General features: G+C 64.6%; 1 protein-coding gene. It reads left to right on the forward strand.

All coding sequences use genetic code 11. The features are described from left to right. Positions 1-504 precede the first annotated feature (504 nt). Entirely contained in the window at positions 505-1,014 is a 510-nt protein-coding gene (locus QZH66_RS16695) for a branched-chain amino acid ABC transporter permease (RefSeq protein ID WP_305806983.1), read from the forward strand. Positions 1,015-1,102 lie beyond the last annotated feature (88 nt).

Consider the following 1,102-nt stretch of genomic DNA (forward strand, 5'->3'; position numbering starts at 1 on the left):
CGAGCAGCACCGGGCTCAACATCCTGACCGGCTACACCGGCCTGGTCAGCCTGGGCCAGGCCGCCTTCATGGGCCTGGGCGCATACACCGTGGCGATTCTTGAAATCCGCCTGGGCACACCGTTCCTGCTCAACATCCTGGCCGGCGGCTGCGTCGCCATGCTCGGCGGCCTGGTGGTCGGCATTCCGTCGCTGCGCGTCAAAGGCCTGTACCTGGCGATTGCGACCATCGCGGCCTCCTTCATCGCGCACTTCCTGTTCGCGAACATGGCGTTCACCGGCGGCACGGCCGGGCTCACGGTGCCACCGGCGAAGATTTTTGGCGCGGCGCTCGACACCTCGTTTCGCCTGTACTGGGTCATCGTGCCCATCACCGTGCTGATGCTGCTGGGCGCGGCGAACCTGTTTCGCACGCGCGTCGGCCGCGCCTTCATCGCCATCCGCGACCGCGACATCTCGGCCGAGGTGCTCGGCATTGCGCTCTTGCGCTANGTACTGGGTCATCGTGCCCATCACCGTGCTGATGCTGCTGGGCGCGGCGAACCTGTTTCGCACGCGCGTCGGCCGCGCCTTCATCGCCATCCGCGACCGCGACATCTCGGCCGAGGTGCTCGGCATTGCGCTCTTGCGCTACAAGCTGCTGTCGTTCGGCCTGTCGTCGTTCTACGCCGGCGTGGCCGGCGGCCTCTGGGCCTACTTCTTTCGCGTGGTCACGCCCGAGAGCTTTCCGCTCTTGATGTCGATCTTTTTCCTCGCCGCCATCATCGTCGGCGGCATGGGCACCATCCTCGGCGCGGTGCTGGGTGCCGTGTTCATGACCATGGTGCCCGAGCTGCTCAAACTGGCGGTCGACCTGCTGCCCGGCGGCACCGAGCTCACGGTGTTTCTCTCGCCCGTGCGCACCATCATCTTTGGCGCATTGATCATTGGCTTTCTGGTGTTCGAGCCGCAGGGGCTCGCAGAAGTGTGGCGGCGCGTTCGCCGTTTTTTCCACCTGTGGCCGTTCCGCAATTGATTCCATTTCTAAATCCAACGATTACTTTGTCGGCTTCGCTTGCCGTGCTACAGCACTGTCTGCGCTTCGCCTTCGCGTACTCGATGGA

Origin of the sequence: Stenotrophomonas sp. YIM B06876 (genome assembly GCF_030711595.1) — a bacterium.
Classification (GTDB): domain Bacteria; phylum Pseudomonadota; class Gammaproteobacteria; order Xanthomonadales; family Xanthomonadaceae; genus Stenotrophomonas.